This window comes from Variovorax sp. AC194 (assembly GCF_979257995.1).
In genome coordinates this window covers 537,561-559,752 of the sequence record NZ_OZ409823.1, presented here as the reverse complement: position 1 = coordinate 559,752, position 22,192 = coordinate 537,561, and the positions used below count along the sequence as shown (strand labels likewise).

Genomic DNA, 22,192 nt, shown 5'->3' with positions numbered 1-22,192 from the left:
ACAGGCAGCCGTATCAGGTACTGCCCGGGCACGAGCCCTCAGGGGCTCAATTCAAAAAACAAAAATCAACGCTTGTCGAGACCGGCCGGCGGCCAGCTTTCAAGCTTCATACCCAAGGTCAGGCCGCGCGAAGCGAGGACTTCCTTGATTTCGTTGAGCGACTTGCGACCCAGGTTCGGGGTCTTGAGCAGCTCGTTCTCGGTGCGCTGGATCAGGTCACCGATGTAGTAGATGTTTTCGGCCTTCAGGCAGTTGGCCGAACGCACGGTGAGCTCGAGCTCGTCGACAGGGCGCAGCAGGATCGGATCGAATTGCTGTGCGCTGCGCGGTGCCGGTGCATCGAATGCAGCCAGTTCGCCGCCTTCGAGTTGCGCGAACACTGCGAGCTGCTCGACCAGGATTTTAGCCGAGGCGCGAACCGCATCTTCAGCGGTGATGGCACCGTTGGTTTCGATCTCGACCAGGAGCTTGTCCAGGTCGGTACGCTGTTCGACGCGGGCGCTTTCAACGGTGTAGCTCACGCGCTTGACGGGCGAGAACGACGCGTCCAGAACGATGCGGCCAATCGACTTGGTCGGCTCGTCGGCGTAGCGGCGCATCGTGCCGGGCACGTAGCCGCGGCCCTTTTCGACCTTGATCTGCATGTCGAGCTTGCCGCCTTGCGACAGGTGCGCGATCACGTGGTCAGGATTGATGATCTCGACGTCGTGCGGCGTCTGGATGTCCGATGCGAGGACCGGGCCTTCGCCGTCCTTGCGCAGGCTCAGCGTGACTTCGTCGCGGTTGTGGAGCTTGAACACCACGCCCTTGAGGTTCAGAAGGATGTTGACGACATCTTCCTGCACGCCGTCGATCGACGAGTACTCATGCAGAACGCCAGCGATCGTGACTTCGGTGGCCGAGTAGCCGACCATGGACGACAGCAGAACGCGACGCAGCGCGTTGCCGAGCGTGTGGCCGTAGCCGCGCTCGAAAGGCTCGAGCGTCACCTTGGCCTTGTTGGCGGCAAGTTGCTCGACCTGAATGGTCTTGGGTTTCAGCAGGGTGGTTTGCATGCAGACTTCCTCTCAATACCCCCGGCTCGTTACACCGGTAAGGCTGGTGAAGCACCTGACCCGCAACAAAGCACGGGGCAGGAACGTGAACAACAAAAACTTGTTGCCCGCACACGCCAGGTGTACGGGAACAAAAAAATCAACGCGAATAGAGTTCGACGATCAGCGATTCGTTGATGTCGGCTGCGAATTCGTCGCGATCGGGCACCTTCTTGAACGTGCCTTCGGCCTTGTCGGCGTTCACATCGACCCATGCCGGAATACCGACTTGCTGGGCGAGCTGAAGCGCTTCGACAATGCGGTTCTGCTTCTTGGACTTGTCCCGCACGGCGATCACGTCGCCGGTCTTGACCAGGTACGACGGGATGTTGACCGACTGACCGTTCACCGTGATCGCCTTGTGCGACACGAGCTGACGTGCTTCAGCGCGGGTCGAGCCGAAGCCCATGCGGTAGACGACGTTGTCCAGGCGCGATTCGAGGATGAACAGCAGGTTGGCGCCGGTGTTGCCACGGCGGCGATCAGCTTCTTCGAAGTAGCGGCGGAATTGCTTTTCCAGCACGCCGTACATGCGCTTGACCTTCTGCTTTTCACGCAGTTGCAGACCGTAGTCCGACGTGCGCTGACCCGAAGTGCGGCCGTGCTGGCCGGGCTTGGAATCGAACTTGGCCTTGTCTTGAATCGAACGACGGGCGCTCTTCAGGAACAGGTCGGTGCCTTCACGGCGGGAAAGTTTGGCCTTGGGGCCGAGGTAGCGTGCCACGAGTATTCCTTTGTGTCATCTGCCGCAGTTGCCTGCGGGAGCCATCAGCGGGACGCGGATGGCGGTGGGCTTAGTTAAAAAACAAATGCGCAGCCGCTCGAAAGCTGGCTGCGCCTTGCAGACTGACGATCAGATGCGGCGACGCTTCTGGGGACGGCAGCCGTTGTGCGGAACGGGCGTCACGTCGGCAATGGAATTGATCCGGATGCCGAGCGCAGCCAGTGCGCGCACCGACGATTCGCGACCGGGGCCCGGGCCCTTGATCTCGACGTCGAGGTTCTTGATACCTTGTTCGACAGCAGCACGGCCGGCCACTTCGGAAGCGACCTGCGCAGCGAACGGGGTCGACTTGCGCGAGCCCTTGAAGCCCTGGCCACCCGACGAAGCCCACGACAGGGCGTTGCCCTGGCGATCGGTGATCGTGATGATGGTGTTGTTGAACGAGGCATGCACGTGGGCGATACCGTCCGCAACGTTCTTGCGAACCTTCTTGCGAACGCGCTGTGCGGCGTTGTTTGCAGGTGCTTTAGCCATGCTGGTCTATCCTTATTTCTTCAGGGACTGCGCAGCCTTGCGCGGACCCTTGCGGGTGCGGGCATTGGTGCGCGTGCGCTGGCCGCGCATCGGCAGGCCGCGACGGTGACGGAAGCCGCGATAGCAGCCGATGTCCATCAAACGCTTGATGTTCATCGTCGTCTCGCGACGCAGATCGCCTTCGATCGTGAACAGAGCGATCTGATCGCGGATCTTCTCGAGATCGGCGTCGGTCAGATCCTTGATCTTCTTGGAATATTCGATGCCGCTCGCTTCGCAGATTTGACGGGCGCGGGTGCGACCGATACCGAAAATGGCGGTCAGGCCGATTTCAGCGTGCTTGTGCGGCGGGATGTTGATGCCAGCAATACGTGCCATGTGCGTCCTCTAATACTCTTCAATCAACCCTGGCGCTGCTTGTGGCGCGGGTCAGTGCAAATCACACGCACCACACCTTTACGGCGGATGACCTTGCAATTACGGCAGATGGTTTTGACCGAAGCCGAAACTCTCATTTCATTCTCCTAAAACTGTTTAACGTGGCGGTCTACCGCCCGGACTCAATACTGAAACTCACAGCCCTACGATGTCTTGAAGTTCGCCTTCTTCAGCAGCGATTCGTACTGCTGGGACATCATGTAGTTTTGCACCTGGGCCATGAAGTCCATCGTGACGACCACGATGATCAGCAGGGAGGTACCACCGAAGTAGAACGGCACGTTGTACTTCAGGATCAGGAACTCGGGCAGCAGGCAGACGAAGGTGATGTACACCGCGCCGGCCAACGTCAGGCGAACCAGAATCTTGTCGATATAGCGAGCGGTCTGGTCACCCGGGCGAATGCCAGGAATGAATGCACCACTCTTCTTCAGGTTGTCGGCCGTTTCCTTGCTGTTGAACACGAGTGCCGTGTAGAAGAAGCAGAAGAAAACGATCGCGGCAGCGTACAGCAGCACATAGATCGGCTCGCCCGGACGCAGCGCGCCGGCAATGTCCTTGATCCAGCGGAAACCACCTTCACCGGTACTGAACCAGCCGACCACCGTTGCGGGCAGCAGGATGATCGACGAGGCGAAGATCGGCGGAATCACACCGGCCATGTTCAGCTTCAAGGGCAGGTGCGACGATTGGCCGCCATAGACCTTGTTGCCGACCTGGCGCCGCGCATAGTTCACGAGGATCTTGCGCTGGCCGCGTTCGACGAACACCACGAAGTAGGTCACCAGGACCACCACCGCGATGATGAAGAGCGCAACGATCGGGTTCATCGCACCGGTGGTCACCAGCGAGCCCAGACCCGCAACGGCGCTCGGCAAACCTGCCGCAATGCCTGCAAAGATCAGGATCGAGATGCCGTTGCCCAAGCCACGTTCGGTGATCTGCTCGCCGAGCCACATCAGGAACATCGAACCTGCCGTCAGGCTCACCATGGCGGTCAGGCGGAAGCCGAAACCGGGGGCGATCACCAGACCGGCCGACGATTCGAGGGCCACTGCGATGCTGAACGACTGGAACAGGGCCAGACCGAGCGCGCCGTAGCGCGTGTACTGCGTGATCTTGCGGCGGCCGGCCTCGCCTTCCTTCTTCAATTGCTCGAAGGTCGGAAGCACGTAGGTCATCAGCTGCATGATGATCGACGCCGAGATGTACGGCATGATCCCCAACGCGAACACGGTGAAGCGCGACAGCGCCCCGCCCGAGAACATGTTGAACAGGCTCAGAATGCCGCCCTGCTGGCCCTGGAAGAGCGCCGCCAGCTGGTCCGGGTTGATACCCGGCACAGGAATGTGCGCTCCAATCCGGTAGACCACGAGCGCGAGCAGCAAAAAGACGAGCCGACGACGGAGGTCGCCGAACTTGCCTGTTTTTGCGATCGTTGCCGCGTTAGTTGCCACGAAGAACTTCTTTCAGTCCGATGGTGATCAGGCGACGCTGCCGCCGGCTGCTTCGATCGCAGCCTTGGCGCCAGCCGTTGCACCCACGCCCGTCAGCTTGACGGCCTTGGTGAGTTCACCGGTCTTGACGATCTTGACGACCTTGGCGAGCTGGCCCACGAGGCCGGCTTGCTTGAGCGCCAGGACATCCACTTCGGCCAGGCCGAGCTGCTCGAGGGCAGTCAGCGTGACTTCGGCGTTGAACTTCAGCAGGTGCGACTTGAAACCACGCTTGGGCAGGCGACGTTGCAGCGGCATCTGGCCGCCTTCGAAACCAACCTTGTGGAAGCCGCCAGCGCGCGACTTCTGGCCCTTGTGACCGCGACCTGCGGTCTTGCCGATACCCGAGCCGATACCGCGGCCAACGCGGCGCTTGGCGTGCTTGGCGCCGGCTGCCGGCTTGATGCCATTGAGTTCCATATCAGTCTCTCTTACAGAACTTTGACCAGATAACTGATCTTGTTGATCATGCCGCGCACCGCCGGGGTGTCTTGCAGCTCGCTCACGCTGTTGAGCTTGCGCAGGCCGAGGCCACGCACGGTCGCGCGATGCGATTCCTTGGTGCCAATCGGGCTCTTGACCAATTGCACCTTGAGGGTTTGTTGTTGCGTCGTCATTTGAATGCTTCTTTCGGCTTGCGCTTAAGCGAAGATTTCTTCGACGGTCAGGCCACGCTTGGCAGCCACTGCGGACGCGGTCGTCGAGTTCTTCAACCCGTCGAGCGTGGCGCGAACCATGTTGTAGGGGTTCGACGAACCATGGCTCTTGGCCACGATGTCGGTGATGCCCATGACTTCGAACACGGCGCGCATCGGGCCGCCGGCGATGATGCCGGTACCCTTCGGGGCGGGGATCATGACGACCGAAGCGGCGCCATGGTGACCCGTCACGCGGTGATGCAGCGTGCCGTTCTTGATCGAGATCTTGGCCAGGTTGCGGCGGGCTTCTTCCATCGCCTTCTGCACGGCAGCAGGCACTTCCTTGGACTTGCCCTTGCCCATGCCGACGCGACCGTCGCCGTCGCCCACGACGGTCAGTGCTGCGAAACCGAGGATACGACCACCCTTCACCACCTTGGTGACGCGGTTGATCGCGATCATTTTCTCGCGCAAACCGTCTTCAGGGCCTTCGTTCTGCGTTCTTGCTTGAATCTTTGCCATTTTGAATCTCGTGTCCGGTTAGAACTGCAGACCGGCTTCGCGAGCCGCCTCGGCCAGCGCCTTGACGCGGCCGTGGTACGCAAAACCTGCGCGGTCGAAGGCGACCTTCTCGACGCCGGCAGCCTTCGCCTTTTCAGCGATGCGCTTGCCGACGGCGGTGGCTGCAGCGGCATTGCCGCCCTTGCCCGAACCGCCGAGCGAGGTACGCACTTCGGCTTCGGCCGTCGATGCGGTTGCGATCACCTTGGTGCCGTCGTCGGAGATGACGGTGGCATAGATGTGCAGGTTGGTACGGTTCACCGTCAGACGGGCCACGCCCTGCGTCGCGATGCGAATGCGGGTCTGGCGCGAGCGGCGAAGACGCTGTGCTTTTTTGGTCAACATCATTTTGCTGCCCCTTACTTCTTCTTGGTCTCTTTGATCACGATCTTCTCGTCCGAATAACGGATGCCCTTGCCCTTGTAAGGCTCAGGCGGACGAACAGCGCGGATCTCAGCGGCGATTTGACCAACGCGCTGACGGTCAGCACCCTTGATCACGATTTCGGTCGGGGTCGCTGTGGCCACCGTGATGCCCTGGGGCATTTCGATGTTGACCGGGTGCGAGTAACCGACTTGCAGGTTCAACTTGTTGTTGGACGCTGCGGCCTTGTAGCCGACGCCGACCAGGTTGAGCTTCTTCTCGAAGCCCTTGGTCACGCCAACCACCATGTTGTTCACCAGCTGACGGATCGTGCCGCTCATCGCATTCGCTTCACGCGATTCGTTGGCCGGTTCGAAGTTCAGCTTGCCGTCATTGCTGACGACCTTGACCAGGGGGTTGCGTGCAAGGTTGAGCGTGCCGCCCGTGCCCTTGACGCTGATCTGGTCTTCCTTGATCGACACATCCACGCCTGCGGGGATGGTGATCGGCATTTTTCCTACTCGGGACATTTCAGTAACTCCTCGATGTCTCGGTTAGGCGACGTAGCACAGAACTTCGCCACCGACACCGGTAGCGCGCGCCTTGCGGTCGGTCATCACGCCCTGGGGGGTCGTGACGATCGCAACGCCGAGGCCGTTCTGGACTTGCGGGATGGCTGCGCTGGCCTTGTAGACGCGCAGGCCGGGGCGGCTCACGCGCTCGATACGTTCGATGACCGGGCGGCCAGCGTAGTACTTCAGCGTGATGACGAGTTCGGACTTGCCGGCTTCGGTCTTCACTTCGAAGCCGTCGATGTAGCCTTCGTCCTTCAGGACCTGTGCAATCGCGGCCTTCACCTTGGAAGACGGGATCGACACAGTGGGCTTCGCCACCATCTGCGCGTTACGGATACGCGTCAGCAGGTCGGCAATGGGATCACTCATGCTCATGTTGTTTGCTCCTGCCTGGCTTACCAGCTGGCCTTGGTGACACCGGGGATGTCGCCAGCGAAAGCCAGTTCACGGATCTTGGCGCGGGCCAGACCGAATTGACGGAAGGTGCCACGCGGACGACCGGTGATGGCGCAACGGTTGCGCTGACGGGTCGGGTTCGCGTTGCGCGGAAGCTTTTGCAGGCCCAGGCGGGCAGCTGCGCGTTCTTCGTCGCTCTTCTTCAGGTCGTTGGAAGCCGCCTTCAGTTCTGCGTGCTTCGCAGCGAACTTGGCAACCAGCTTGTCGCGCTTGAGTTCGCGCTGGATCAAAGATTGTTTAGCCATGGTTCGCCTCAGTTCTTGAACGGGAAACGGAAACCAGCCAGAAGCGCCTTGGCTTCTTCGTCGGTCTTGGCCGTCGTCGTGATGCTGATATTGAGACCGCGCAGGGCATCAACCTTGTCGTACTCGATCTCAGGGAAAATGATCTGTTCCTTGACGCCGATGTTGTAGTTGCCACGGCCGTCGAACGCACGGCCGGAGATGCCGCGGAAGTCGCGAACACGCGGCAGCGCGATGGTCACGAAACGGTCCAGGAACTCATACATCTGCACGCCGCGCAGCGTGACCATGCAGCCGATGGGCTGGTTTTCGCGGATCTTGAAACCGGCGATAGCCTTCTTCGACTTGGTGACCACGGGCTTCTGGCCGGCGATCTTGGTGAGGTCGGCGACAGCGTTGTCGAGAACCTTCTTGTCGGCGACTGCTTCACCCACACCCATGTTCAGGGTGATCTTGGTGAGGCGGGGGACCTGCATCGGCGACTTGTAGCCGAACTTTTCCGTCAGGTCTTTCGCGATCTTTTCGCGATAGTGTTGTTGGAGACGTGCCATGTGAGTACCTCTTAGGCGAACTTGATTTCGTCGCCGCTGGACTTGAAGACGCGAACAGCCACGCGCTTGCCGTCAGCACCCTGGGAGATCTTGATGCCCACGCGATCGGCCTTGCCGGTCGCGGCATTGAAGATCGCCACGTTGGATTGGTGAATGGGCATGGACTTCTCGACGATGCCACCGGTCGTACCCTTGAGCGGGTTCGGCTTGGTGTGCTTCTTCACGAGGTTCAGGCCTTCGATGACGATGTGCGAGTCGTCCTTGCGGAGCGACACGGTACCGCGCTTGCCCTTGTCACGACCGGCCAACACGATGACCTGGTCGCCTTTGCGAATCTTGTTCATGGCGTTGTTGTCCTTACAGAACTTCGGGTGCCAGCGACACGATCTTCATGAACTTCTCGGTGCGCAGCTCGCGCGTCACCGGTCCGAAGATGCGGGTGCCGATAGGCTCCAGCTTGGCGTTGAGCAACACTGCTGCGTTGCCGTCGAACTTGACGAGCGAACCGTCGGCGCGACGGATGCCCTTGGCGGTGCGGACCACCACTGCGCTGTAGATCTCGCCCTTCTTGACGCGACCACGCGGAGCGGCTTCCTTGATGCTGACCTTGATGACGTCGCCCACGCTGGCATAACGCCGCTTGGAGCCACCGAGCACCTTGATACACAGGACGGATTTCGCGCCCGTGTTGTCGGCCACTTCGAGCCGGGATTCAGTTTGGATCATTTCTTGATATTCCCAACTTGTACCGATGAGCCTCCAGGAGGGAGACACCGCGGTCAGTCTTGGGCCCGTCGTCCATGCCTCGAACCACTCGAGGCACTTCCGCTTTGGGCTGAAAGCTTCGCCTTTTGGAAGCGAAGCCCGCGATTATTGCAGGCACTTGTGCCGATGTCAACCGACTCATTACACCATCATGTGCTGGCACTAGACTCCGAGGCGTGCGCGCCACTGCCAGAACCCGTTTTTCGCCCCCGCTCCCCACCCGCCGCAGCCTGCTGGGAGGCGCGGCTGCCGCGCTGGCGCTGGGTCTCGCCGGCTGCGGGAGCGCAACGCCGATTCCGGGCACCGGGCGGCTGCGTCGCATCGCCGAGGCGCGCTGGGCGCACAGGCTGCATATAGAAGACACCACGGCCGGCGGCCTCTCCGGCATCGACTACGACGCCGCACGAGGTGAGTACCTGCTTATCAGCGACGACCGATCAGATCTGGCGCCTGTTCGCTTTTACACGGCGCGCTGGCCCCAACCGCAGGCTGTCCAGCCAGAGCCGACGGGCGTTGTTCAGCTGCAACGCCCCGGCGGAGGCCCTTGGCCCCACCGTCGCCACGCGGTCGACGGGCTCCCGGTTCCCGACCCCGAAGCCCTCCGCCTGCGCCCGTCCACCGGCACCCTGCTCTGGACCAGCGAAGGCGACATCGCCCGCGGTTTCGGCCCCGCGCTGTATGAATCGGCGCGCGACGGCCGCTTTCTGCGCGAATTCGCCCTGCCCGCGATGTTCACGCCCGATCCGGCCCAGCGCCGCGGCCCGCGCGACAACCTGACGTTCGAGGGCATCGCCCTCACGCCCGACGGCCGTTTCGCCTGGCTTTCGATGGAAAACGCCCTGATCCAGGACGGCGCCATCCCCACCACGCGCGCGCCCGGCGGCCCCTGCCGCTTCACCCAGGTCGACCTGGAGACCGGCCAGGCCACCCGCCAGATCGCCTACATCCCCGACGCCATCCCCCTGCGGCCCCTCATCCCCGGCAGCTACGCCGACAACGGCGTGAGCGAGGTGCTGATGCTCGATGCGCACCGCATGCTGGTGCTGGAGCGCGCGTATGCCGCGGGCAGGGGCAATTCGCTGCGCCTCTACGAGATCGACACCCGGGCCGGCGGCGACGTGCTCGCCATCGACGCGCTGGCGCCGGGCAATCACCAGCCCGTCGCCAAGACCCTTGTGGCCGACTTCGCCGCGCTCGGCCTCTCGCGCCTGGACAACACCGAGGGCATGTGCTGGGGACCGCCGCTGCCCAACGGCAACCGCCTGCTGGTGGTCGTGAGCGACGACAATTTCAATCCGCTGCAAGTGACCCAGTTCGCCGCCTTCGAATACATCGACCGACCATGACCATCGCCGTGACCTTTCTGCCCCGCACCGCCCCCGCGCCGCTGCCGCCCATCGCCTTCATCGGTGGCGGCAACATGGCCAGCGCCATCATCGGCGGACTGATCCAGCAAGGCACCCCGGCCGCCGCGTTCGAGGTGGTCGAGCCCTTCGAGGCGGCGCGCACGAAGCTCGCGCAGTCCTTCGGCATCACGGCGCAGGCCGAGGCGAGCGAAGCGCTTTCGCGCTGCGGCGTCGTGGTGTGGGCGGTCAAACCGCAGGCCTTCGCCGAGGCCGCCAAGCCGGTACGCGCATTCGCCGGGGAGGCACTGCACCTGAGCGTGGCCGCGGGCATTCCGTCCGACAGCATCGCCCGCTGGGTCGGCACCGAGCGCGTGGTGCGCGCCATGCCCAACACGCCCGCGCTGGTCGGCCAGGGCATGACCGGCCTGTTCGCGCGGCCGGACGTCACCGGCGCCGATCGCGCATTGGTCAGCCAGCTGCTGACGCCCACGGGCGAACTGCTCTGGGTCGATGCCGAACCGGCGCTCGATGCGGTCACCGCCATGTCCGGCTCGGGCCCGGCCTACGTGTTCTATTTCATCGAGGCGATGACCGAGGCCGGCGTCGAGATGGGCCTCACGCCCGACCAGGCCCAGCGCCTGGCCATCGGCACCTTCACCGGCGCCTCGGCGCTGGCGCACAGCGCGACCGAGCCGCCCTCGGTGCTGCGCGAGCGCGTGACCTCCAAGGGCGGCACGACCTACGCGGCGATCACGTCGCTGGAAGGCGCGGACGTCAAGGCGCAGTTCAAGACCGCCATCCGCGCCGCGCAGAAGCGCGCCGCCGAACTGGGCGAGGAATTCGGGCGCGGCTGAGTTCGATCAGGCCGCCAGCGCGCGCGGCCCGAGGAAGAACAGCCACTCGGCCGCCAGCGTGACGGTGCCGTCCTCCAGTTCGAGCAGCACCTCTTCCTTCAGCAGGAAACCGTCGTCGCCCTTGGGCGTCGCGCCGAGGATGCGCACCCGCGCCCGAAAGCGTGCCCCCACCGGCATCGGCCTCACGAAGCGCAATCGGTCGAAGCCGTAGTTCAGTGCGTGGTTCGCGTCGAACGGCAGCAGCGTGCGCATGGCCTCGCCGGTCAGCCTGATCAGGTGCGAGACCTGGAAGAAGCCCGGCACGATCGTGCCGCCGTAGGCCGCCTCGCGGGCCGCGCGCTCGGGGTCGAGGTGAATCCACTCGCCTTCGCCATCGCCCGACAGCACCGCGTACCGGTCGACCATCTCCTGGGTGATGACGTGCCATTCGGACAGCCCTTCGTGGCCGATCTTCTGCGTCAGGCGGTCGAGCATGCGCGCTCCTTCAGCGAACGAAATAGCCGGCCACGACCCCGGCGAACACCGTGAAGCCCAGCCAGTGGTTCAACCGGAAGGCCTTGAAGCAGCCGTCGCGCGTGCGCTCGCGGATCAACCGCCAGTGCCAGAACGCCTGCCCCGCGGCGATGGCGATCCCCGCGAAGAACAGCACGCCCAGCGACCGGCTGGCGCCGGCCCAAGCCCAGACCGCCAGGAAGATCGCATAGCTCAGCATCACGGCCGCCACGTCGAAGCGGCCGAAGGTGATCGCCGATGTCTTCATGCCGATCTTCAGGTCGTCGTCGCGGTCGACCATCGCGTACTCGGTGTCGTAGGCGAGCACCCAGAACAGGTTGCCGACCAGCAGGCACGCGGCGAACACGGGCACGGTGGACTGCACCGCCGCAAAGGCCATCGGAATGCCGAAGCTGAAGGCGATGCCCAGCACCGCCTGCGGGATCGACACGAAGCGCTTGGCGAACGGATAGACCAGCGTGATGGCCAGCGCGGCGAACGACCACAGCACCGTCACCCGGTTGGTGGTGAGCACCAGCCCGAAGGCCGCGAGCGCCAGCACGGCGCCGAGCGCGAGCGCTTCCTTGACCGAGATGGCGCCGCTGGTCACGGGCCGCTGGGCGGTGCGCTTGACGTGGCGGTCGAAGTCGCGGTCGGCCACGTCGTTGACGCAGCAGCCCGCGCTGCGCATGAGGAAGGTGCCGAGCGTGAACACGATGACCAGCTGCCAGCCCGGCCAGCCGTCGGCCGCAAACCAGAGCGCGCCCAGCGTGGGCCAGAGCAGCAACAGCCAGCCGGCAGGGCGGTTCCAGCGGATCAGGTCGAGGTAGAGCGCGAGACGGCGTGCGAGCATGCAGAAAAGATCGGAGAGAAAGGCGGACGAAAAAGAGCGGCCATTGTGCCGCTCTCGGTTTCGCTGCCCGGATTCCGGGCTGCCCGCGAACTCAGTCTTCCAGCAGCGAGCGCAGCATCCAGGCGGTCTGGTCGTGCACCGTGCAGCGCGCGGTCAGCATGTCGGCGGTCGGGTCGTCGCCGGCCTCTTCCGCCACGGGGATGAACTCGCGCGCGATGCGCGAAACGGTTTCGTGGCCCTTGACCAGGATGCGCACCATTTCCATCGCCTTGGGCGGGTTCTGGGGCACGTCGGGCACGGTGGCGATCTTGCTGAACTCGGCATACGAGCCCGGCGCGTAGTGGCCCAGGGCCCGGATGCGTTCGGCGAGCACGTCGGTCGCGCCCCACAGCTCGGTGTACTGGCCCATGAACATCGCGTGCAGCGAGTTGAAGTGCGGACCGGTCACATTCCAGTGGAAGTTGTGCGTCGTGAGGTACAGCGTGTAGGTGTCGGCCAGCACGCGGCTGAGACCCTCGGCGATGGCCGCGCGGTCCTGGCGCTCGATGCCGATGTTGATGATCGGCGCGTTGCGGCTGCCGGACTCCTGCGCGACGATGGCGCCGCCCTTCTTGGGCACCTTGCCCGAGGAGGGGGTGGACGCTGGCTTGGTTTTCTTTGGAGCTTTGGCCATGGCGAGTGGTCTTTCTTCAAGTTGAGAGGAACATGTCGATTCTCGAAGCCGGCGCGCGGCTTCGCAACAGCGTCACTCTATCCCAGCGATGAAGGATTCAAAACAACCCCCGCGTAGGCCAAGGCCGCCAATCGCGCGCCCTTTCAGGAGAGGCGCTTGACGCCCGGCAGCTCGCACGCATAGATCGCATTGCGCAGCGCCGCGATCGCCTCGTAGCGCGTGAAGGTGCGGCGCCATGCGAGCACCACGCGGCGCGTGGGCGGGTCGCGGTCGTGCGCGTCGCGCACTGGGAGGTAGCGCACCATCTGCTCGGAGTCCTTCCTGCCCTTGGCCTTGGGCTTGAGCGCCTCGGCCGGCACCGACAGGCGCGGCACCAGCGTCACGCCCATGCCCGAGGCCACCATGTGCTTGATGGTCTCCAGCGACGAGCCCTCGAAGCTCTTGCGGATGCCTTCGGCATTGCTGGAGAAACGGGCGAACTCGGGGCACACCTCGAGCACGTGGTCGCGAAAGCAATGGCCGGTGCCCAGCAGCAGCATGGTTTCGTTCTGCAGTTCTTCCGAGGTGATCGATTCGCGGCTGGCGAACTTGTGATTGACCGGCAGCGCGGCCATGAAGGGCTCGTCGTACAGCGGCGCCATCGCCAGGCCCGTGTCCGGGAAAGGCTCGGCCATCACGGCGCAGTCGATCTCGCCGGCGCGCAGCATCTCCAGCAGCTTGGCGGTGAAGTTCTCCTGCAGCACCAGCGGCATCTGCGGCGTGCGCGCGATCACCTGGCGCACCAGGTCGGGCAGGAGGTAGGGTCCGATGGTGTAGATCACGCCCAGGTTCAGCGGGCCGGCCAGCGGGTCTTTGCCGCGCTTGGCGATTTCCTTGATGCTGGCAGCCTGGTCGAGCACGCTCTGGGCCTGCTGCACGATCTGCTCGCCCAGCGGCGTGACGGTCACTTCGCCGGCGCTGCGCTCGAAGAGCTTGACCTCGAGCTCGTCCTCGAGCTTCTTGATGGCCACCGAGAGGGTCGGTTGGGAGACGTAGCAGGCCTCGGCCGCCTTGCCGAAGTGCCGTTCGCGGGCTACTGCGACGATGTATTTGAGTTCGGTGAGAGTCATAGCTTGCGTCAATTATGCGCAAGCCTCCGTGACCCGGCGTTGTCAGGGGTCGATGCGGCCGCCATCCTGTCCGCGACTGACCGCCCTGGACCGCCCCGGACCGCCCTGTCACCACTTCACGCGCATCCCCAGGCTCGCATTGATGCCGCTCTTCACCCGCGCGGCGCCACCCGAGGCGAACAGCTTGCTCGCTTCCGCATACAGGCTGGTGCGCTCGCCAATGGCCAGGGTGGCGCCGGCCGCCAACTCTGTGCTCGTGCCGCCGGTGCGGGTGCCGATGTCGGTCCAGCCCGCGGGGCCGATGAAGCGCGCCACGTCCGTGCCGCTGGAGGTGCGGTAGACGTTCAGCCGCGCATACGGCTGCAGCACGCCGGCACGGGTGGCGATCTGGCCCTTGAGCCGCACGCCCGCGCGAACCGTCCAGCCGCTGTCGGTGTCTTGCGAGACGCGGGCGCCGAAGAGGCTCACGTCGTCGATGTCCACGCGCTGGTGCACGAGCTGCAATTGCGGCTCGATGTTCCAGTTGCTGCCGAGCGCGAAGCTCTGGCCCACCTCCAGCGACAGCAGCGTGCTCCTGCCCTTGCCGGAAGCCGAAGGCGAACTGTCGAAGGGGCCCGTCGTGTAGCGGTGGCGGCCGCCCTGCAGCACCGCATCGGCGTAGAAGCCCGCCTCGCTCGTGAAGTTGCCATAGAGGCCGAGGTAGTCGCTGCGCAGGTCGTTGCTGCCGACGGCAAGATCGAACACGCCGCGCGCGAAGCCGCGGGTGCGGGCATCGCCTTCGAGCCGGCCGACGTACACGCCGGCGCGCCAGTTGCGGTCGGCCCACAGGTCGGTGCCGGCCTGCAGGCCCGTCAGTCGCCCCTCGCTCCGCGGGCTCACGGTGCCCTGCTGGCTGATGTTCAGGTTCGTGCTGATGACGCGGCCCCAGGCGCTGCGCAGCGGCGTGCCGGTCTCCTCGCCCGCATCGTTGCGGCCGCTTCGGGCGTCGTCGTCGCCCATGCGCACGCGCGAACTGCCCAGCATGGCGAGGTTGCCCTGGCGCAGTTGCTCGGGCAGCGCGGCGAGCATCGGGACCTCCGTGCGGTAGGTCGGGATCTGCGTCGCGGGGACCGTGGACCGCAGGTACCAGTTCTCGCCGGCGCCGCCGGCATCGGCCGCATGCAGCCGGTATTCGTAGGCGCCCGCGTCGACGTGGCCGTTCGCGAGCGAGAACGCGTCCTTGGTGCTTTGCGCGGTGGTCTTCGCGCCGTTGAGCGCGCTGACCAGTTCGATGCCGTTGCCGCTGGTCAGCGCGCCGAGGCCGCCGAGGTTCGTGACCTGCACCGTGGTGCGGCCGCTGGCGCTGGCACCGGCACCGTCGAGCACCAGCCGGTCGCTCGCGCTGCTGCTGTCGCCCAGCGCGGTGCCCAGCCGCAGCGCGCCGTTGTTGCCCACGTAGGCGCCGGTGATGGTGAGGGTCGTGCCCGGCGCGGCGCCGACCAGCGAGACCACGCCGCCGTTCGCCAACGACGGCAGCCTCTGGCTGAAGCCCGCGAGATCGAGCGTGCCGCCCGCGCCCACGCTGTGCGCCGATGCGCCGCTGAAGGCGTTGACCGCGCCCGCCTTGAGCGTGCCGCCGTTCACCGCGGTGCTGCCCGTGTAGCTGTTCTGGCCGCTCAGGGTCAGCGTGCCGGCGCCGAGCTTCTCGAGGCTGCCTGCGTAGACCCGTGTGCCGCGCGCGGCCTCGCGGGCCACGCCGGTGGCGTATTCGCTGCGGTCCGCATCGCTCGCGCCGCCGGGCAGGCCCGCGGTCCAGCCGCGCGTCTGCCGGGTCGTTTCCCAGGCGGTGGCTTCGGCGGCATCTTCCGCGCGGCGTGCGCGGATCGCGACGTCGGAGATGTCGTTCGACCAGGTGTCGTTCTGTCCTTGCGTATCGACCGCGAACGGCCCGATGAACTGCCCCGGCCCGTTCATCGCGCGCCGCAGGCTCGGCGTGCCCCATCCGTTCACCACATCGGGCACCTTCACCTGCTGGCCCGCCTCGGGGTTGGCCATGGTGCCGGTGCCGGCCGCATCGACGATCGTCGCGTTCTGCGTCGCGGTGGTCTTCAGCACGGTGAGCACCTGCTCGTTGGTCATGTAGCCGAAGCGCTCCATGATCAACGCGAGCGCGCCCGAGGCGTGCGGCGCGGCCATCGACGTGCCCGACAGCGACGCGTAGCCGCCGGCCAGCACGGTGCCATTGATCTGGAAGCCCGGCGCCGTGACGCAGGTCCACTTCGCCACGCCGCACTTGTTGTAGCGCTGCGTGCCCGGCACGTTGACGGAGCCGTCGGCATTGAAGGTCTGCCCGATCGTGCTCAGCGCGGAGACGGCGAGCCAGTTCGTTTCGAGCGCGGGGTTGAAGTACGGCGCGGCCGCGCGCGGGCTGGGGTTGAGCCAGCCGCCGTTGCCCGCGCTGAACACCATCAGCGTGCCCGTCTTCGCCGCGTCGAACGCGCCCTGGATCCAGGTGTTGTTGGCCACGTAGTAGCCGTTGGCCGTGTGCAGCTGCGCGAGGGTGTTGTACTGCTCGCCGGTCGGCGGACTGCCCCAGCTCGTGCTGATGATGCGCACGCCCTGCGCGTTGGCCGCGCGGTAGGCATCGGCAATGTGCTGGTTGTCCACCGTGATGACCGGCGAATCGCCGGGTAGCGGCCGCCCGAAATTGGCGCCGTCGGTCTTGGCCGTGTTGGCCACGAAGAGGTCCGCGTTGAAGGCCACGCCGTGCATGTTCGCCGTGGCCGCGCCGCCGTCGCGGTTCGCGGCGATGGTGCCGCCCACGTGCGTGCCATGGCGGTCGTTGTACGCGCCGTTGTAGGCGCCGGGAATCGCGCCCACCGGCACGCCGTGATAGCGCGAGACCGGGAACTCGGGGTGCGAGGCGTCGTAGCCCGAATCGACCTCGCCGATCTTGATGCCCGCGCCGCTCACGCCCGCCGCGTAGGCGTATTCGGTGCCCATCGCGATCAGGCCCCAGTCGCGCATGAACTCGGCCGTGCGCCAGCTGGCCGGCGCACCGATCATTCCCGGGTCTCCGGCATAGGTCTGGAGGGCCCATGCCTGGTGCGATGCGAGGCCGGCGAGGGCCATGGCGATCGCAAGTCTGTTCATCCTCTTCGAAGTCATTGCGACTTTCCTCCGTGCAGTGTGTTGTTCGAATATTCGGCGCGCGATCCGCCTTTCGAAACGCGTGCAAGACGCGGACCAGTAGCGAAAAAGTCCGAAGAAAAACGCGGCATCGCACAGCCCTCGAACACCGTGCAAAAACGCATCGCGGCGCAGTCTAGAAAACAAGTCACGCCGCAAGAACCCCGCGTAAACACCGTGGCGCTAATGCAGCGTTGTTGCATCTGCAGGCTTTCGTCGTACACATCGCGGAGGCTGCGGATAATGGCGAACCTTCGTCATCGCAGTTATCTGCGTAGCAGGATGCAACCATGAGCCTCTCTACCTATCTGTTGTTTCTTCCGGCCTGCTTTGCCATCAACATGGCCTTCGGCCCCAACAACCTGCTGTCGGTCACCAACGGTGCGCGGCACGGCGTGTCGCCCGCGGTGATCGCGGCGAGCGGCCGCCTCGTGGCCTTCGCGCTCATGATTGCCGTCGCGGGCCTGGGCATGGGCGCGGTGCTGGTGGCCTCGGAGCTGGCCTTCGATGTCATCAAGTACATCGGCGCGGCGTATCTCGTGTGGATCGGCATCCGCCTCCTGCGCGCAGCGGCGCCCACTGCCGATGTGCAATCGCAGGGCACCGTCGCACCGCCTTCGCTGCGCGCGCTGGCGCGGCAGGAGTTCACCGTGGCAGCCGGCAATCCGAAGGCCATCCTGGTGTTCACCGCGTTCTTTCCGCAGTTCGTGGTGCCCGGCGCGTACGCCTCCAGCTACCTGCTGCTGGGGGCGACCTTCCTGGTGTTCGAGCTGGTCGCGATCGCGCTCTACGCGCTGCTGGGCGCGCGCATGCGCCGGCTCGCGAACGGCAGCCGCGCGATGCGCTGGTTCAACAAGGTGAGCGGCAGCATGATGGTCGGCTTCGGTCTCATCCTCGCCTTCACGCGCCGGCCCTCGGCGTAAACAGCGCGAGGCCGCTCAGGCTTTCAGGTATTCGGCCTTGGTGCCGAGCCAGCGGTCGATGTGGCGCTGGGCCAGCTCGGCGTGCTTCTCGAGCATCACGGGCGCAAGTTCGCGGGCCCAGTCGAGCAGCAGCGTGTCGGTGGTGAGGTCGGCGAAGCGCAGCAGCGGCGCGCCCGACTGCCGCGCGCCCAGGAATTCGCCGGGGCCGCGGATCTCCAGGTCGCGCCGCGCGATCTCGAAGCCGTCGCCCGTCTCGGCCATCGCCTTCAGGCGCGCGCGCGCCGCCTCGCCCACGCGCCCGCTGTCGCCCGGCGCGTAGAGCAGCACGCAGGCCGAGGCCGCGGCGCCGCGGCCCACGCGGCCACGCAGCTGGTGCAGCTGCGACAGGCCGAAGCGCTCCGCATGCTCGATCACCATCAGCGAGGCGTTCGGCACATCGACGCCCACTTCGATCACCGTCGTGCTCACCAGCACCTGGATCTCGTTGGCGGTGAAGGCCGCCATCACCGCCTGCTTCTCTGCGGTGGGCATGCGCGAATGCAGCAGGCCGACGTGGATGGCCTCGCCGAGCGTCTCGGCCAGTTCGTCGCGCGTCTCGGTGGCGTTGCGCAGGTCGACCGCCTCGCTCTCCTCGATCAGCGGACACACCCAGTAGACCTGCCGGCCCTGCGCGATCTGCGACTGGATGCGGTCGATCACCTCGTCGCGCCGGTGGTCGGCCACCAGCTTGGTGACGATGGGCGTGCGGCCTGGCGGCAACTCGTCGAGCGTGGAGACGTCCAGGTCGGCGTAGTAGCTCATCGCGAGCGTGCGCGGGATCGGCGTGGCGCTCATCATCAAGAGGTGCGGCTCGAGATGGCCCACGGCCTTGCCGCGCAGCGCGAGCCGCTGTGCCACGCCGAAGCGGTGCTGCTCGTCGATGATCGCGAGCGCGAGGTTCTTGAAGCGCACCTTCTCCGAGATGACCGCGTGCGTGCCGATGACCAGCGCGGCCTCGCCGCTCTCGACCGCGGCCGACATCGCGTCGCGCTCCTTTTTCTTCTGGCTGCCGGTGAGCCAGGCCACGCGCAGGCCCCGCGCGGCCAGGAGCGGATCGAGCCAGCCCACGAGCTTGCCGAAGTGCTGGGCCGCGAGGATTTCGGTCGGCGCCATCAGCGCGCACTGGAAGCCCGCGTCGATGGCGCGCGCCGCCGCGAGCGCCGCCACCACCGTCTTGCCCGAACCCACGTCGCCCTGCAGCAGCCGGTGCATCGGAATCTCGCGGCCGAGGTCGCGCGTGATCTCCTCGCCCACGCGCTGCTGCGCGCCCGTCAGGCCGAAGGGCAGCACCGCGAGCAGTTGCGCATGCAGCGAAGCCGCCACGGGTTCCAGCGACGAAGGCAGCACCGGCGCGCGCTGCGCCGCGCGCTCCAGCCGCGCCTGCAGTTGCGAGAGCTGCTGCGCGAGCAGTTCCTCGGCCTTGATGCGCTGCCACGCCGGGTGGCTGTGGTCTTCGAGCGTCGCCATCGCCACGTCGGGCGTGGGGTAGTGCAGGAAGGTGAGCGCGCTGCGCAGGTCCCACGCGCCGCGCAGGCCGATCTGCACGGGAATCGTCTCGTCGAGCACGGCGCGCGCCAGGCCCGAGCGCACTTCGCGCCGCAGCACCGGTTGCGCGAGACCCGCGACGGTCGAGTAGACCGGCGTGAGCGCCTCCGGCAGCGAGGTGCCCGCGGCCTTGACCGTGGGATGCATGATCTGCCGCCCCACGAAGCCGCCGCGCATCTCGCCCCGCACGCGCACCCGCGCACCGACCGCGAGCTGCTTTTGCTGCGAGGGATAGAAGTTGAAGAAGCGCAGCTGGCAGGTGTCGCTGCCGTCGTCGATGGTGGCGATCAGCTGGCGGCGCGGGCGGAACACCACCTCGCATTCGGTGACCACGCCCTCGACCTGCGCCATGTCGCCGTCGCGCGTGTCGGCAAGCTTGACGATGCGCGTTTCGTCCTCGTAGCGCATCGGCAGGTAGAGCGCGAAGTCGATGTCGCGCACGAGGCCGAGCTTGCGCAGGGCGCGCTGCACGAGGCTCAGGCCCGTGCCGGGCGGCTGCGGCTGCGGCGGCGACGGCGCGGTGGCGGCGTCTGTGGGCGTGGAGGGGGCTTTCTTGGCGGGCACGGGCAAGGCTTCTATCGCGGCCGGCAAAGGTCCGTCAAGGCATTGCGGGCCTCTGGAAACGCGAAACGGAATCCCGTCTGCAGCAACCGGGCGGGCACCACGCGCTGGCCTTCGAGCAGGAGGTCGGCCTGTTCGCCCAGCAAGAGCTTGACGGGCGCGCCGGGCGTCGGCATCCAGAACGGCCGATGCATCACGCTTGCGGCCACGCGGGTGAATTCTTCCTGGCTGAGCGCGCCGGGTGCAGTGAAGTTGAAGGCCTGCGCGGTCGCAGCGCTCTCGCTTCCCGCCTGCTCGGCGGCGCTCCACACATGGGCCATGGCACGGACGACGTCGTGCACATGCACCCACGACAGCCACTGCCGCCCGCTCCCCAACCGGCCACCCATGCCCAGCGCGACGGGCAGCAGCAGTTGCGGCAGCGAGCCCTGGTGGCCGAGCACGAAACCGAAACGCATGCAGGCCACATGCACGCCATGCGCCGCCGCGGCCTCTGCCGCTTTCTCCCACCGCTGGCACAGCGTCGACATGAAGATGTCCTGCGGCGACGCGTCTTCTGCCAGTTCGGTGGCATCGCCTTGCGGCTGCACGCCGTAGTAGCCGATGGCCGAGCCCGACAGCAGCAGCCAGGGCTTGCGCGGGCGCGTGGCAATCCATGCCACCAGCGCGGTGGTGAGCCCCTCGCGGCTTTGCAGCAACTGCCGCTGGCGCCGCTCGCTCCAGCGTTGGCCGAGGATGCGCGCGCCCGCCAGGTTGATCACCACGTCGCACGAATCGGTCTCGGGAATCTGGTCGAGCCGCTGCACGCAGCGCACCGCGCCGCCGAAGTTCCATGCGGCCGAGCGCGCGTCGCGCGTCCACACGGTCACGGCATGGCCGTCGGCCAACAGGTGGCGCACGAGGGTCTGGCCGATGAAGCCGGTGCCGCCGGTCACCAGCACGCGCTGGGGCTTCGTGCCGAAGTGCACCGGCGCCTGAACGGCCCGCGCCGCTTCCTGCGCCGTGCGGCGAAACAGCGCACGCGCCGCGAGCCCGTCGCGCAGCCCCGAGAGGCCGACGCCCACGCCGCACAGCGCCAGGAAGGCGCCCAGCCAGCCTTGCGGTTGCCACGCCAACGCCGTCGGCCGCGCGGCCCAGTCCACCGCATTCATCGCCAGCAGTGCGATGAATGCGCCCGCGTTGATGGCCAGCACCGTGTGCGTGACGCGCTCGGTCGGCGGCAAGAGGCGGCTGCCGTCTTCGACCACGAAGTCCCACAGCGTGAGCACGATCTCCACGCCGAACACCGCCAGCAGCACCCACGCCCACGCGCCATGCCAGGCCCACGCGGACAGCCCGATGAACATCGCGCAGTAGATCGACGAGCGCACCGCATGGATCGCCAGCTCGCGCCGCGCCGTGTTGCGCTGGGCGAGCGCCTCGGTGCCTTCGTGGTGATAGAGCGTGTCGAACGCGCCCATCAGCCCCTGCGCGGCCATGAGCTGCAGCGCCAGCAGGTGCGTGTCTATCATGCGGCGGCTGCCCCCGGGTCGGCCACTTCCTCGAACACGCCGACCTGCGTGAAGGTCGTGCCCATGAGCCAGTGCCGGATCTCGATGCGGATGTTGAAGCGCTCGGGCGTTTCGTTGTGGTGCCAGAGAAAGGTCTTGCCGGGCGTGAAGACGCCGGGCAGCGGAATGCGCCAGCCGAACACGTCCCAGAAATAGCCGTCGCTCTGGAAATGCAGGCTGCCGTTCTCCACGCTCAGCACCAGCTTCATTCCGAGGCCCATGCCCACGTACTCCAGCACCTCGCCGCGCGCGCTCTCGCGCATGAAGCTGGTGAACTGGATCGGCTTGCGGCCGTGCAGGCGGTAGATGCGCTGCTTGTAGATGGCCGGGTCGTCGGGCTTGGCGTAGACCTGGATCTCGACCGGGAAATTCGTGTCGCTATAAGGGATCAGCGCGCCCTGGATCAGCGGCTGCGTCAGGTGCCCCAGCAGCTTGCCGAAGCGCGAGCAGCGCAGCTCGCTCAACGCGCCCAGGTAATGCAGCGCCTTGCCCGGCGAGGGGTTCTTGTCGAAGCGCCGGCGGATGTCCGGGTGCAGGCCCTGCCAGGCGCTTGCGAGGATCTTCTTGAAGAGCTCGCCTTCGGAGGGAGGAGGCGCCAGCGGGACGCGCGCGACGGATGAATCGACCATCCGTCGATTCTGC

General features: G+C 66.0%; 27 protein-coding genes. 3 read left to right on the top strand and 24 right to left on the bottom strand.

From position 1 onward, the window contains the following. Positions 1-65: 65 nt before the first annotated feature. The 16 genes from ACZYRS_RS02695 to rplN all read right to left on the bottom strand — a co-directional run bounded on the left by ACZYRS_RS02695 (position 66) and on the right by rplN (position 8,398). On the bottom strand, positions 66-1,055 hold the full coding sequence (locus ACZYRS_RS02695) for a DNA-directed RNA polymerase subunit alpha (protein WP_009124827.1): 990 nt from the start codon (positions 1,053-1,055) through the stop codon (positions 66-68). Between the two features lie 139 nt (positions 1,056-1,194). Beyond that, the gene (gene rpsD / locus ACZYRS_RS02690) at positions 1,195-1,818 is read right to left on the bottom strand and encodes a 30S ribosomal protein S4 (RefSeq protein ID WP_009124826.1); all 624 of its coding nucleotides are present in this window, start codon (positions 1,816-1,818) and stop codon (positions 1,195-1,197) included. 129 nt (positions 1,819-1,947) lie between these two features. Next, on the bottom strand, positions 1,948-2,352 hold the full coding sequence (gene rpsK / locus ACZYRS_RS02685; protein WP_009124825.1) for a 30S ribosomal protein S11: 405 nt from the start codon (positions 2,350-2,352) through the stop codon (positions 1,948-1,950). Positions 2,353-2,364: 12 nt separating this feature from the next. Beyond that, positions 2,365-2,730, bottom strand: coding sequence for a 30S ribosomal protein S13 (gene rpsM, locus ACZYRS_RS02680; protein WP_013544105.1), 366 nt, complete (start codon positions 2,728-2,730; stop codon positions 2,365-2,367). A 23-nt stretch (positions 2,731-2,753) separates the two neighbouring features. Beyond that, positions 2,754-2,867: a 50S ribosomal protein L36 gene (gene rpmJ, locus ACZYRS_RS02675; protein WP_013544106.1), complete on the bottom strand. Its 114-nt coding sequence runs from the start codon at positions 2,865-2,867 to the stop codon at positions 2,754-2,756. A 66-nt stretch (positions 2,868-2,933) separates the two neighbouring features. Beyond that, entirely contained in the window at positions 2,934-4,247 is a 1,314-nt protein-coding gene (gene secY / locus ACZYRS_RS02670) for a preprotein translocase subunit SecY (protein ID WP_042577480.1), read from the bottom strand. Positions 4,248-4,274: 27 nt separating this feature from the next. After that, entirely contained in the window at positions 4,275-4,706 is a 432-nt protein-coding gene (gene rplO / locus ACZYRS_RS02665; protein ID WP_042577479.1) for a 50S ribosomal protein L15, read from the bottom strand. 11 nt (positions 4,707-4,717) lie between these two features. Continuing rightward, positions 4,718-4,903 carry a 50S ribosomal protein L30 gene (gene rpmD, locus ACZYRS_RS02660; RefSeq protein WP_009124818.1) on the bottom strand — a complete coding sequence of 62 codons (186 nt, stop codon included), beginning with the start codon at positions 4,901-4,903 and terminating at the stop codon, positions 4,718-4,720. 24 nt (positions 4,904-4,927) lie between these two features. Next, complete coding sequence (rpsE, locus tag ACZYRS_RS02655) at positions 4,928-5,446, bottom strand: 30S ribosomal protein S5 (RefSeq protein ID WP_198789695.1); 519 nt, start codon at positions 5,444-5,446, stop codon at positions 4,928-4,930. 18 nt (positions 5,447-5,464) lie between these two features. After that, positions 5,465-5,830, bottom strand: coding sequence for a 50S ribosomal protein L18 (gene rplR, locus ACZYRS_RS02650; protein WP_042672913.1), 366 nt, complete (start codon positions 5,828-5,830; stop codon positions 5,465-5,467). A gap of 14 nt (positions 5,831-5,844) precedes the next feature. Further along, the gene (gene rplF / locus ACZYRS_RS02645) at positions 5,845-6,378 is read right to left on the bottom strand and encodes a 50S ribosomal protein L6 (RefSeq protein WP_198789694.1); all 534 of its coding nucleotides are present in this window, start codon (positions 6,376-6,378) and stop codon (positions 5,845-5,847) included. A gap of 24 nt (positions 6,379-6,402) precedes the next feature. Then, positions 6,403-6,798 (bottom strand): 30S ribosomal protein S8, encoded by a 396-nt coding sequence (gene rpsH, locus ACZYRS_RS02640; protein WP_192194037.1) that lies wholly within the window; start codon positions 6,796-6,798, stop codon positions 6,403-6,405. Positions 6,799-6,818: 20 nt separating this feature from the next. After that, positions 6,819-7,124 carry a 30S ribosomal protein S14 gene (rpsN, locus tag ACZYRS_RS02635; RefSeq protein ID WP_093436359.1) on the bottom strand — a complete coding sequence of 102 codons (306 nt, stop codon included), beginning with the start codon at positions 7,122-7,124 and terminating at the stop codon, positions 6,819-6,821. Positions 7,125-7,132: 8 nt separating this feature from the next. Then, the gene (gene rplE, locus ACZYRS_RS02630; RefSeq protein ID WP_013544114.1) at positions 7,133-7,672 is read right to left on the bottom strand and encodes a 50S ribosomal protein L5; all 540 of its coding nucleotides are present in this window, start codon (positions 7,670-7,672) and stop codon (positions 7,133-7,135) included. An 11-nt stretch (positions 7,673-7,683) separates the two neighbouring features. Beyond that, positions 7,684-8,016 (bottom strand): 50S ribosomal protein L24, encoded by a 333-nt coding sequence (gene rplX, locus ACZYRS_RS02625; RefSeq protein WP_198788948.1) that lies wholly within the window; start codon positions 8,014-8,016, stop codon positions 7,684-7,686. Positions 8,017-8,029: 13 nt separating this feature from the next. Further along, the gene (gene rplN, locus ACZYRS_RS02620) at positions 8,030-8,398 is read right to left on the bottom strand and encodes a 50S ribosomal protein L14 (protein WP_009124801.1); all 369 of its coding nucleotides are present in this window, start codon (positions 8,396-8,398) and stop codon (positions 8,030-8,032) included. Between the two features lie 215 nt (positions 8,399-8,613). Here rplN and ACZYRS_RS02615 point away from each other — a divergent pair, with 215 nt between their 5' ends. Then, positions 8,614-9,783 carry an esterase-like activity of phytase family protein gene (locus ACZYRS_RS02615; RefSeq protein ID WP_463418021.1) on the top strand — a complete coding sequence of 390 codons (1,170 nt, stop codon included), beginning with the start codon at positions 8,614-8,616 and terminating at the stop codon, positions 9,781-9,783. After that, complete coding sequence (gene proC, locus ACZYRS_RS02610; RefSeq protein WP_463418020.1) at positions 9,780-10,637, top strand: pyrroline-5-carboxylate reductase; 858 nt, start codon at positions 9,780-9,782, stop codon at positions 10,635-10,637. Before ACZYRS_RS02615 ends, proC begins: the two co-directional genes overlap by 4 nt. Positions 10,638-10,643: 6 nt before the next feature. Here the strand turns inward: proC and ACZYRS_RS02605 are convergent, their stop codons facing one another. The 5 genes from ACZYRS_RS02605 to ACZYRS_RS02585 form a co-directional block, all read right to left on the bottom strand. Beyond that, positions 10,644-11,111 carry a MaoC/PaaZ C-terminal domain-containing protein gene (locus ACZYRS_RS02605; protein WP_463418019.1) on the bottom strand — a complete coding sequence of 156 codons (468 nt, stop codon included), beginning with the start codon at positions 11,109-11,111 and terminating at the stop codon, positions 10,644-10,646. 10 nt (positions 11,112-11,121) lie between these two features. Beyond that, positions 11,122-11,982: a 4-hydroxybenzoate octaprenyltransferase gene (ubiA, locus tag ACZYRS_RS02600; RefSeq protein WP_463418018.1), complete on the bottom strand. Its 861-nt coding sequence runs from the start codon at positions 11,980-11,982 to the stop codon at positions 11,122-11,124. Positions 11,983-12,073: 91 nt separating this feature from the next. Further along, complete coding sequence (locus tag ACZYRS_RS02595) at positions 12,074-12,655, bottom strand: Dps family protein (RefSeq protein ID WP_042577470.1); 582 nt, start codon at positions 12,653-12,655, stop codon at positions 12,074-12,076. A gap of 143 nt (positions 12,656-12,798) precedes the next feature. After that, complete coding sequence (locus tag ACZYRS_RS02590) at positions 12,799-13,764, bottom strand: LysR substrate-binding domain-containing protein (protein WP_198788945.1); 966 nt, start codon at positions 13,762-13,764, stop codon at positions 12,799-12,801. 108 nt (positions 13,765-13,872) lie between these two features. Further along, positions 13,873-16,896, bottom strand: a complete 3,024-nt coding sequence (locus tag ACZYRS_RS02585) for an autotransporter outer membrane beta-barrel domain-containing protein (RefSeq protein WP_463418017.1) — start codon at positions 16,894-16,896, stop codon at positions 13,873-13,875. Between the two features lie 326 nt (positions 16,897-17,222). Here ACZYRS_RS02585 and ACZYRS_RS02580 point away from each other — a divergent pair, with 326 nt between their 5' ends. Beyond that, positions 17,223-17,855, top strand: a complete 633-nt coding sequence (locus tag ACZYRS_RS02580) for a LysE family translocator (protein ID WP_463418016.1) — start codon at positions 17,223-17,225, stop codon at positions 17,853-17,855. Between the two features lie 15 nt (positions 17,856-17,870). Here ACZYRS_RS02580 and recG read toward each other — a convergent pair whose 3' ends face one another. From recG to ACZYRS_RS02565, 3 genes are read right to left on the bottom strand one after another with little or no spacing between them, the layout of a single operon-like run. Beyond that, complete coding sequence (gene recG, locus ACZYRS_RS02575) at positions 17,871-20,003, bottom strand: ATP-dependent DNA helicase RecG (protein ID WP_463418015.1); 2,133 nt, start codon at positions 20,001-20,003, stop codon at positions 17,871-17,873. 11 nt (positions 20,004-20,014) lie between these two features. After that, on the bottom strand, positions 20,015-21,511 hold the full coding sequence (locus tag ACZYRS_RS02570; RefSeq protein ID WP_463418014.1) for a TIGR01777 family oxidoreductase: 1,497 nt from the start codon (positions 21,509-21,511) through the stop codon (positions 20,015-20,017). Next, positions 21,508-22,179 (bottom strand): DUF4166 domain-containing protein, encoded by a 672-nt coding sequence (locus tag ACZYRS_RS02565; RefSeq protein WP_463418013.1) that lies wholly within the window; start codon positions 22,177-22,179, stop codon positions 21,508-21,510. Before ACZYRS_RS02565 ends, ACZYRS_RS02570 begins: the two co-directional genes overlap by 4 nt. Positions 22,180-22,192 lie beyond the last annotated feature (13 nt).

Bases quoted from the DNA above. Each gene is read 5' to 3' on its own strand.
- ACZYRS_RS02695 (WP_009124827.1), bottom strand. From the start codon at position 1,055: ATGCAAACCACCCTGCTGAAACCCAAGACCATTCAGGTCGAGCAACTT.
- rpsK (WP_009124825.1), bottom strand. From the start codon at position 2,352: ATGGCTAAAGCACCTGCAAACAACGCCGCACAGCGCGTTCGCAAGAAG.
- rpsM (WP_013544105.1), bottom strand. From the start codon at position 2,730: ATGGCACGTATTGCTGGCATCAACATCCCGCCGCACAAGCACGCTGAA.
- rpmJ (WP_013544106.1), bottom strand. From the start codon at position 2,867: ATGAGAGTTTCGGCTTCGGTCAAAACCATCTGCCGTAATTGCAAGGTC.
- rplO (WP_042577479.1), bottom strand. From the start codon at position 4,706: ATGGAACTCAATGGCATCAAGCCGGCAGCCGGCGCCAAGCACGCCAAG.
- rpmD (WP_009124818.1), bottom strand. From the start codon at position 4,903: ATGACGACGCAACAACAAACCCTCAAGGTGCAATTGGTCAAGAGCCCG.
- rpsE (WP_198789695.1), bottom strand. From the start codon at position 5,446: ATGGCAAAGATTCAAGCAAGAACGCAGAACGAAGGCCCTGAAGACGGT.
- rplR (WP_042672913.1), bottom strand. From the start codon at position 5,830: ATGTTGACCAAAAAAGCACAGCGTCTTCGCCGCTCGCGCCAGACCCGC.
- rplF (WP_198789694.1), bottom strand. From the start codon at position 6,378: ATGTCCCGAGTAGGAAAAATGCCGATCACCATCCCCGCAGGCGTGGAT.
- rpsH (WP_192194037.1), bottom strand. From the start codon at position 6,798: ATGAGCATGAGTGATCCCATTGCCGACCTGCTGACGCGTATCCGTAAC.
- rpsN (WP_093436359.1), bottom strand. From the start codon at position 7,124: ATGGCTAAACAATCTTTGATCCAGCGCGAACTCAAGCGCGACAAGCTG.
- rplE (WP_013544114.1), bottom strand. From the start codon at position 7,672: ATGGCACGTCTCCAACAACACTATCGCGAAAAGATCGCGAAAGACCTG.
- rplX (WP_198788948.1), bottom strand. From the start codon at position 8,016: ATGAACAAGATTCGCAAAGGCGACCAGGTCATCGTGTTGGCCGGTCGT.
- rplN (WP_009124801.1), bottom strand. From the start codon at position 8,398: ATGATCCAAACTGAATCCCGGCTCGAAGTGGCCGACAACACGGGCGCG.
- proC (WP_463418020.1), top strand. From the start codon at position 9,780: ATGACCATCGCCGTGACCTTTCTGCCCCGCACCGCCCCCGCGCCGCTG.
- ACZYRS_RS02605 (WP_463418019.1), bottom strand. From the start codon at position 11,111: ATGCTCGACCGCCTGACGCAGAAGATCGGCCACGAAGGGCTGTCCGAA.
- ubiA (WP_463418018.1), bottom strand. From the start codon at position 11,982: ATGCTCGCACGCCGTCTCGCGCTCTACCTCGACCTGATCCGCTGGAAC.
- ACZYRS_RS02595 (WP_042577470.1), bottom strand. From the start codon at position 12,655: ATGGCCAAAGCTCCAAAGAAAACCAAGCCAGCGTCCACCCCCTCCTCG.
- ACZYRS_RS02590 (WP_198788945.1), bottom strand. From the start codon at position 13,764: ATGACTCTCACCGAACTCAAATACATCGTCGCAGTAGCCCGCGAACGG.
- ACZYRS_RS02585 (WP_463418017.1), bottom strand. From the start codon at position 16,896: ATGAACAGACTTGCGATCGCCATGGCCCTCGCCGGCCTCGCATCGCAC.
- ACZYRS_RS02580 (WP_463418016.1), top strand. From the start codon at position 17,223: ATGAGCCTCTCTACCTATCTGTTGTTTCTTCCGGCCTGCTTTGCCATC.
- ACZYRS_RS02570 (WP_463418014.1), bottom strand. From the start codon at position 21,511: ATGATAGACACGCACCTGCTGGCGCTGCAGCTCATGGCCGCGCAGGGG.
- ACZYRS_RS02565 (WP_463418013.1), bottom strand. From the start codon at position 22,179: ATGGTCGATTCATCCGTCGCGCGCGTCCCGCTGGCGCCTCCTCCCTCC.